This is a genomic window from Gilliamella sp. Nev6-6 (assembly GCF_001690605.1).
Taxonomy (GTDB): domain Bacteria; phylum Pseudomonadota; class Gammaproteobacteria; order Enterobacterales; family Orbaceae; genus Gilliamella; species Gilliamella apicola_C.
The window spans coordinates 1-8,015 of sequence record NZ_LZHP01000094.1; the positions used below are offsets into that span (position 1 = coordinate 1).

An 8,015-nucleotide genomic window follows, 5' to 3' on the forward strand; every position below is an offset into this window, starting at 1 on the left:
ATGATCCTTATGCAAGAGCAAGAAGTATTATCGCAAAGCTATCAGATAAAGACCAAGAAAAGATTTTTAATTTTCTGCGTATAGTAATGATAGATACAATGTCAACAATTTTTGGCACCATAGATGGTTCATGTTTTCCTCCTAATATTAGTGGTGATTTCATTCTTGAGTATGATGGAGATGAAATACAAGGTTCATTGCAAGATGAGTTAATTGCCAAAGCGGAAGAGATTGGTGTCTACAATTAATGAATTAATCATTTTCCCCCGATCTGCTAGTAGGCGAAAAACACAACAAACAGGGATAGACCGACTACTGTTATGATTGCACCAACAGAATTGAAGCGATTGCCATCAAAGATACTGGGAAATTCTGCTATACGATGATACCCCAACCTATTAGCGGGATCGAAAGCGTGTTCCTAAAAAAAGAGGTCGATGCTAATTATGGCTAAACGTGTTGTTTGGAAGAAAAATGATCTAGTCAATATCCAATTACGTGATAATTTATACACAATTGGACAGATGCTAACCAGCCCTGAAATGCGCTTTTATGATATTTTCAATTCAGATGGTGCATGGCAGAATTTAGATTTAAATAAAATAGAACCCTTGTTCAGCGTTTTTGTTGGGAATGTGATTAATAAGTCGTTAATTCAAGGGAAAATAAAATCCATTACAGTAATACCCAGTTCAAAGCCTAGCGAAAGATATTGGATTGATGCCTATACTATTTTGGATGGAGATCATTACAAAGGTGACAAATTTAATTTTCATTTTTTAGGAGGAAAATTAATAGATCTTGTTCCTGATGCTGATGGCATTTTAAGTACAACTAGAGCACCAATTATCAAAGAAGATTTAACGCTTCCACAAGATAGAAAGCTTATTGAACAATATGAGATGACTAATATGTGGGGTGATGTAGATTTACGAGACCGCCTCTGTCGCTATTTTGATACAGGTATTAACCGTGATGATCTGAAATTTGAAGTATTCCCTGATTTATGGGATGACAGAGAAAAATTGCGTCCCCTGACACGCCGCCTACCAGAACCACTTCGTTAAGCAGATAATCAAAAGAAAACGGAATTACCCTTTTTTATTTAACTGAATGATTATCAAAAAAACAAGGATAAAGAAACCAAAACCCCAACATAATTACCCCCCTTTTACTTTTATCATAGAGAATTTTCTACTTTTTTGCTGCACTATTTTAGGGGGTAGTTACAATTGTTTTAACCATTTCTAAAAACAGATCTCTTTTTTCATTACGAATCTTTGGGTTCCATACCATAGCAATATCCCACCCTGGTTGTTCAAATTCAGGGATAATGAGTTTAACGCCTTTCGGTAAAAAATGACGGACACTTGCCGGAACAAAGGCAACCCCATTTTTACCTGCAATTAACGCTAAAAGAGACGAAAGGTCACTGGTGGCTGATACGGGATTTGAAAATATATTCATATGGTCAAGCATCATTTTAGTTTGTTCAGCCAAACAAGGTGCTAAGTTTGGCTTTATGTGCAATAAAGAGTGTGTTTCGATTACATAATTAAGATTAGAGGAATTAACTTCAACGTCAGCCGGCACAGCAAGAACGATCTGTTCCTTAGATAGAATTATTGAATTTAGAGAATCGTGTACCGGCATTCGAGCAAAGGCAATATCCAATTCACCTTGCATCAACATCTTAATTTGAGTACTAGATGGAATTTGTCTGGTAATAACTTCATATTCAGGATATTTATCCGAAAAGGCATGAATCCACTTAGGTACATTTTGGAATGACGAAATACCAAATCCAATTAATATATGGTTATGTGCATTCTTCTTAATATCACTGGCTGTGATAAAAAAATGATTGTAATACTTTAAAAGTATTTGCGCTTCGAGAAATATTTTTTCTCCAATATATGTTAATTTTGCTCCATTCCGACCTCTAATAAAAAGTTTCATTTCAATAATTCTTTCTAAAGCTTGAATTTGTTTTGTCAATGCAGGTTGAGTTATAAACAAAGCTTCAGCTGCGAGGCGGTAACTTTTAGTTTCAGCCAGTGTTATAAATGCTTTAAGCAGTCGGATGTCGATATTCATATCCATTCCAAATGTTTATCAATAACTGATTTTTTTTTCATTATACACAACTTCCTCAAATGTTTATATTTAAGAAAGTTCAATTTTACATGGAGATAGACGTCATGCCAAAAGTAGCGGTGTTAACTAATGATTTGCAATATGAATTTACCTACAAAATATCAAAATCACCTGAAGAACTGGAAGAAAAACTTACTAAATTTAATGAATTTTTAAACGGTATCAGGAATCTAAATCATCAAGTTATACATTTACAGTTGATTAATGATCCCAATGATCCAGCAGTGCAAAAAAGATATAAAAATCGAGAAGGTGGTATTCCAGCTTTAGCCGGAAGACCAGAAAATCAGATATTGAAGACAATAAGTCATCCTTCAGATATTGTTGTAGTAAAAGGACGAGATACTGGTTTTTACAACAATGACCTTGATGGTATTCTAAAAAAACTTGGTGTTAATTCAGTGATTGTTACAGGCTTGCAAACTCATGTTTGTGTTCAAACAACGGCAGCTGATGCTTATTTTAGAGGGTACAATGTATGGGTTCCAAGTGATGGTGTTTTTGCTCCTTCCATAGATGATACCAATCGTGCTTTAGAATGGCTGGCAAATTATTGCGCGACAGTAGCTTCATCTTCTGAAATTTTAGCTCTTCTAGAGAAGCAAGATGATTTGCCGGAACGCAGTTAATGGAGCTAAAAATGAACATTATAAAGTCAAATGAAGAGGTTGTTGTTCTAGATCATGGTACTGGAGCAAAATTAAGTCGAGAGCTGGTTGAGAAAATTGCTTATATCCTCGATGATACTTATCTTGGAGCAATGGAAGATAGCGCATCATTAAATTTACCTACTAGCAAAGTTGCATTTACGACAGATTCTTTTGTCGTAACCCCTTTAATTTTCGGCAATGGTGATATTGGCAAAATTGCAGTGTGTGGTACTGTTAATGATTTGGCCGTAAGTGGTGCAAAGCCACTTTATTTAACTCTTAGTCTTATTTTAGAGGCAGGTATGCCAATGTCTGAATTGTTTAAAATCATTGAATCTATCCGCGATACCGCCAGATCTGCTAATGTCAAAATTGTAGCTGGCGATACTAAAGTTGTTGGAAAAGGCGAAGCTGATAAGCTTTTTATTAACACTGCCGGCATTGGGATATTTGAGCATTCACCTGTTTCAATCAAAAATGTAAAACCAGGACAGAAAATTATTTTAAGTGGATATATAGGGAACCATTCTATTCATTTATTATCAATGCGCGAAGGGTTGGGATTTGAACGTGATATACTAAGCGATTGTGCGCCTCTAAATCAAATGATTCAAGAGATATTTGATAATGTACCAGAAGGTAAAATTGCATCAATGAGAGACGTTACAAGAGGGGGGCTATCAGCTGTTCTTCATGAACATGCTCGTTCACAAAATTGTGAAATAGTTATTGAAAAAGCTGCATTACCAATTCAACTTGAAACAGCTATGGCCGCAGATATGTTAGGTGTGGATATCATCAATTTAGCCAATGAGGGCTGTTTATGTCTGTTTGTTGAACCTGATGCCGCGGAAAGTGTTCTCGCTATACTTAAGAGAAATCCTTTTGGGGAGAAAGCTGTAATTATTGGGGAAGTTATGCGAGTAGGACAACCAAAAGTTTGCATGATTGAATCTGACGGTACTCAAATTACTATTGAGGAATTATATGGTGCAGAACTTCCAAGGCTCTGTTGAGAAAGTAACCAAACGTTATCGTGTAAGCGGTATTGTCCAAGGGGTAGGATTTCGCCCCTTTGTTCATAGATTAGCCAAGAATTATGGCGTTAATGGATGGGTATTGAATGACTCTGAAGGTGTACTGATTGAATTACAATCATCAAATGATAATATTGCATTAATGATGAACGAATTAGTCTCAACGCCTCCTCCGCTAGCTCGAATAATAAATATAACAATAATAGATCAAGTTGATAATGAATGCTATCAAACATTTAGCATTAGAAAAAGTCTTCAGCTTGACCATATGAATACAATTATACCTCCTGATTCCAACGTGTGTAATGATTGTCTATCAGAAATGAGGGATTCTGAAAATATTCGTTACAGATATGCTTTTATAAATTGTACCAATTGTGGACCACGATATTCCATAATTAAAGATATGCCTTATGATCGTAGTCAAAGTACAATGAGTTCGTTTAAAATGTGTCCATCCTGTCAGCATGAATATAATAATATTGATGATAGACGTTATCATGCTCAACCAAATGCATGTCCGATATGTGGACCTGAACTAGAATTGGTTGATCATTCAGGCAAACCTATATCCACTGATGATATCGTCCGTTTTACTATTAAAGAGTTAAAAGAGGGCAAAATCGTTGCAATAAAAAGTTTAGGAGGATTTCATTTAGTAGTTGATGCATCAAATACTTCAGCAGTTAAAGAACTGAGAAAACGAAAGAAAAGAGATGCAAAACCCTTTGCTGTTATGGCTGAAAATGTAGATAACATCAACAATTTTGCGACCGTAGAGTTTGAAGAAAAAATTCTTTTGGAAAGCCCGCAACGTCCAATTGTGTTATTACAAAAACGTAAAGTTAAATTTTTGGAAGATGTTGCTCCACACAATCCAAATATAGGGGTAATGCTACCGTCCGCACCGCTACATTATTTGTTACTTGAAGACCCTACAATGCCTGTTTTAGTAATGACTAGCGGTAATTTATCAGGTTATCCTATCGTTTATGATAATAAAACTGCTGTAGAACAATTAGGTAAAATTGCAGATTACTTCATTTTAAACAATCGTGATATTCATACACGCGTTGATGATTCGGTTGCTCGTATTATGATTAATGAAAAAAAGGATAAAAACCAGATGTTATTTCTGCGCCGTTCAAGAGGTTATGCGCCTTACCCGATTCATCTAGCATATGAAGTTGGCTCAATTACTGCATTGGGTGCTGAATTGAAAACAACAATTAGCCTTTCAAAAGATAAACAAGTTTTTATGAGTCAACATATTGGTGATCTTAAAAATGACTTAACTTTCGACTCACATAAAGATTGTATTTCTCATTTAAAAAAACTTCTAGGTATAGAAACAAATGCTATTGCCTGTGATTTGCATCCAATGTTTCGTTCAACACGAACAGCTTTAAATCAGTTAAATACGAAAGTTATTCAGGTCCAGCATCATCATGCTCATATGGCTTCATGTATGGCTGAAAATGGATTATTGGGTCAAACTATTGGTGTAATCTTTGATGGGACTGGATATGGTACAGATGGGAGTATTTGGGGTGGTGAATTTCTAATAGGTGATTTTGAAAATTTTTCAAGAGCAGCTTGTCTCCGAACGATTCGATTAATCGGCGGAGACAAAGCCATTAAAGAGCCTTTACGCATTGCTGTATCTCTGTTGACAGAAACTTTTGGTGATAATTTTGATTTGCTTGATATACCAGCATTAAATTTGTTGTCTGAACAACAAAGGAATGTATTTACTAAAATGTCGGTACAAAAAATCAATTCAGCTGCAACAAGTAGTATTGGCAGACTTTTTGACGGTGTATCAGCGTTAATGGGAGTTTGCACTAACGTTGAATATGAAGGGCAAGCAGCAATTGAGTTAGAATCGCTTTTAGAACGCGATTTGCACATGGTTAAACCATTTAAGTTCAGACTTGAAGATAAGGATGGTCATATTGAAATTGATTATAGACCAATGATAAAAGAGATAACTTTTGCTCTCCTAAGCACAGAACCGAACTTGTCAGAAATTAGCCGGTGTTTCCATTCCACTATTGTAGAAATAATTAAAACTGTGTGTAAACAATTAGCTTCTAAGACAGGGTGTAATCAAATTGTATTAAGCGGTGGTGTTTTTTGTAATGAATTCATTCTCATGAATACAATAGATCATTTAGAAAAAATTGATTTAAAACCATACAGCCATAAATTAGTACCAACTAATGATGGTGGAATTTCATTAGGGCAAATAGTTGTTGCTGCACCTATTTTAAACTCAAAAGGATAAAAAATTATGAGTAATGCAAGAGAAAAAATTTCCGGTGTTTTATTTGATATGGATGGTGTACTTATCGACTCCAATACTGTTATTGAAGGAGCCTGGATTGAAGCCGGCGCTTTATACGGAATCAAAGTTACTGATAGTGATATAGTAAATCATATTCACGGCCAACCAGGACCGCACACAATAAAGGCGCTTTTTGGCCACCTGCCAATAGATGACCAAAAAAAAGTACAGGCCTATATTATTCATGCTGAAAATACTGCTGACTATGAGCCTATTCCCGGCGTTGCGCAGTTAATATTAGCTTTGTCAGCTGCAAAAATAAGAGTAGGAATAGTGACGAGTGGCTGGCGAGAAAAAATTGACAGGATCATGGATATGCTTCAGATTAAAGACTGTATTTCCGTGATTGTAGAGCGTGATGATGTGTCTCGTGGTAAACCATTCCCTGATCCGTATATTTTAGGTGCGAAACGTTTAATGCTACCTCCCAATAAAACACTGGTATTTGAGGACTCAATTAGTGGCGTTACCTCTGCTGTTGAAGCCGGTGCATATTGCGTAGGTATCGGAGAAACAATACTTATCAAGCATGGTGCTAAAACTGCAATAGCTAATTTTTTGGAAGTTAAAGTAAATAAACAAGATAATGGCGATTACAGTATCTCGTTGGATCGCGATCATGAAGTTTTTATAGAGAATTGATAAAGGAAATAAAAATAGAATCAAGAGCAAGATGTGCTGTTACTGTATTATTTTACAATGGATTTATAACTGGCGCTTGGGCGATTCAAATTGCATAATTTGCACCACGTTTTAATGTCACGGACGAAGTAATTGGTTATTTTATTCTTACTTTTGGTCTTGGCGCATTATTTATGATGCCTATATCCGGGATATTAATGTCTAAATTTGGGTCTCGTCAAATTGTGCAAATTTCGGTATTATTTGCACTATTAGCTAGAGATATACGTTAGCTAAAAAGAGTTTACCCACAAATACCCAATAGCGCTTTTCAGAAATTAATCACCAAAAATAAAGAAATATATCCAGAAATGAATACAGTAAAACCTAATGGAAAAGGAGGTTGTTAAATGAATAAAATAGGAAAAGATGAATTAGTAGTTACCTCACTTTTATCTATGCTTTTGGATGATACACTTGAATATTATAAAATTCATTTAAGTGATCCGAGTAAATCTACAAACGATAATGATCCTTATGCAAGAGCAAGAAGTATTATCGCAAAGCTATCAGATAAAGACCAAGAAAAGATTTTTAATTTTCTGCGTATAGTAATGATAGATACAATGTCAACAATTTTTGGCACCATAGATGGTTCATGTTTTCCTCCTAATATTAGTGGTGATTTCATTCTTGAGTATGATGGAGATGAAATACAAGGTTCATTGCAAGATGAGTTAATTGCCAAAGCGGAAGAGATTGGTGTCTACAATTAATGAATTAATCATTTTCCCCCGATCTGCTAGTAGGCGAAAAACACAACAAACAGGGATAGACCGACTACTGTTATGATTGCACCAACAGAATTGAAGCGATTGCCATCAAAGATACTGGGAAATTCTGCTATACGATGATACCCCAACCTATTAGCGGGATCGAAAGCGTGTTCCTAAAAAAAGAGGTCGATGCTAATTATGGCTAAACGTGTTGTTTGGAAGAAAAATGATCTAGTCAATATCCAATTACGTGATAATTTATACACAATTGGACAGATGCTAACCAGCCCTGAAATGCGCTTTTATGATATTTTCAATTCAGATGGTGCATGGCAGAATTTAGATTTAAATAAAATAGAACCCTTGTTCAGCGTTTTTGTTGGGAATGTGATTAATAAGTCGTTAATTCAAGGGAAAATAAAATCCA

8 protein-coding genes and 1 pseudogene are annotated in these 8,015 nt (G+C 35.4%); 8 read left to right on the forward strand and 1 reads right to left on the reverse strand.

The window, feature by feature from the left end:
- Window positions 1–248 (forward strand): hypothetical protein (locus tag A9G42_RS14180; RefSeq protein WP_065652808.1); only part of this gene is annotated, 248 nt, incomplete at its 5' end.
- Window positions 249–437: 189 nt separating this feature from the next.
- Window positions 438–1,067, forward strand: coding sequence for a hypothetical protein (locus tag A9G42_RS11900; RefSeq protein ID WP_176700434.1), 630 nt, complete (start codon window positions 438–440; stop codon window positions 1,065–1,067).
- Between the two features lie 148 nt (window positions 1,068–1,215).
- Here A9G42_RS11900 and A9G42_RS11905 read toward each other — a convergent pair whose 3' ends face one another.
- Window positions 1,216–2,097: a LysR family transcriptional regulator gene (locus tag A9G42_RS11905; RefSeq protein ID WP_065653529.1), complete on the reverse strand. Its 882-nt coding sequence runs from the start codon at window positions 2,095–2,097 to the stop codon at window positions 1,216–1,218.
- 104 nt (window positions 2,098–2,201) lie between these two features.
- Here A9G42_RS11905 and A9G42_RS11910 point away from each other — a divergent pair, with 104 nt between their 5' ends.
- The 6 genes and pseudogenes from A9G42_RS11910 to A9G42_RS11935 all read left to right on the forward strand — a co-directional run.
- Entirely contained in the window at window positions 2,202–2,786 is a 585-nt protein-coding gene (locus A9G42_RS11910) for a cysteine hydrolase (RefSeq protein ID WP_065653530.1), read from the forward strand.
- 11 nt (window positions 2,787–2,797) lie between these two features.
- A complete protein-coding gene (gene hypE / locus A9G42_RS11915) occupies window positions 2,798–3,823 on the forward strand; it encodes a hydrogenase expression/formation protein HypE (RefSeq protein ID WP_065581870.1) in 1,026 nt (341 codons plus the stop codon).
- Window positions 3,795–6,131: a carbamoyltransferase HypF gene (gene hypF, locus A9G42_RS11920; RefSeq protein ID WP_065581869.1), complete on the forward strand. Its 2,337-nt coding sequence runs from the start codon at window positions 3,795–3,797 to the stop codon at window positions 6,129–6,131. Before hypE ends, hypF begins: the two co-directional genes overlap by 29 nt.
- A gap of 6 nt (window positions 6,132–6,137) precedes the next feature.
- Window positions 6,138–6,833 (forward strand): HAD family hydrolase, encoded by a 696-nt coding sequence (locus A9G42_RS11925; protein ID WP_065581868.1) that lies wholly within the window; start codon window positions 6,138–6,140, stop codon window positions 6,831–6,833.
- A gap of 389 nt (window positions 6,834–7,222) precedes the next feature.
- Window positions 7,223–7,588: a hypothetical protein gene (locus tag A9G42_RS11930; RefSeq protein ID WP_065581867.1), complete on the forward strand. Its 366-nt coding sequence runs from the start codon at window positions 7,223–7,225 to the stop codon at window positions 7,586–7,588.
- 189 nt (window positions 7,589–7,777) lie between these two features.
- Window positions 7,778–8,015, forward strand: a pseudogene (locus A9G42_RS11935) (hypothetical protein); the annotation flags it as partial.

Bases quoted from the DNA above. Each gene is read 5' to 3' on its own strand.
- A9G42_RS11900 (WP_176700434.1), top strand. From the start codon at position 438: ATGCTAATTATGGCTAAACGTGTTGTTTGGAAGAAAAATGATCTAGTC.
- A9G42_RS11930 (WP_065581867.1), top strand. From the start codon at position 7,223: ATGAATAAAATAGGAAAAGATGAATTAGTAGTTACCTCACTTTTATCT.
- hypE (WP_065581870.1), top strand. From the start codon at position 2,798: ATGAACATTATAAAGTCAAATGAAGAGGTTGTTGTTCTAGATCATGGT.
- A9G42_RS11925 (WP_065581868.1), top strand. From the start codon at position 6,138: ATGAGTAATGCAAGAGAAAAAATTTCCGGTGTTTTATTTGATATGGAT.
- hypF (WP_065581869.1), top strand. From the start codon at position 3,795: ATGGTGCAGAACTTCCAAGGCTCTGTTGAGAAAGTAACCAAACGTTAT.
- A9G42_RS11910 (WP_065653530.1), top strand. From the start codon at position 2,202: ATGCCAAAAGTAGCGGTGTTAACTAATGATTTGCAATATGAATTTACC.
- A9G42_RS11905 (WP_065653529.1), bottom strand. From the start codon at position 2,097: ATGAATATCGACATCCGACTGCTTAAAGCATTTATAACACTGGCTGAA.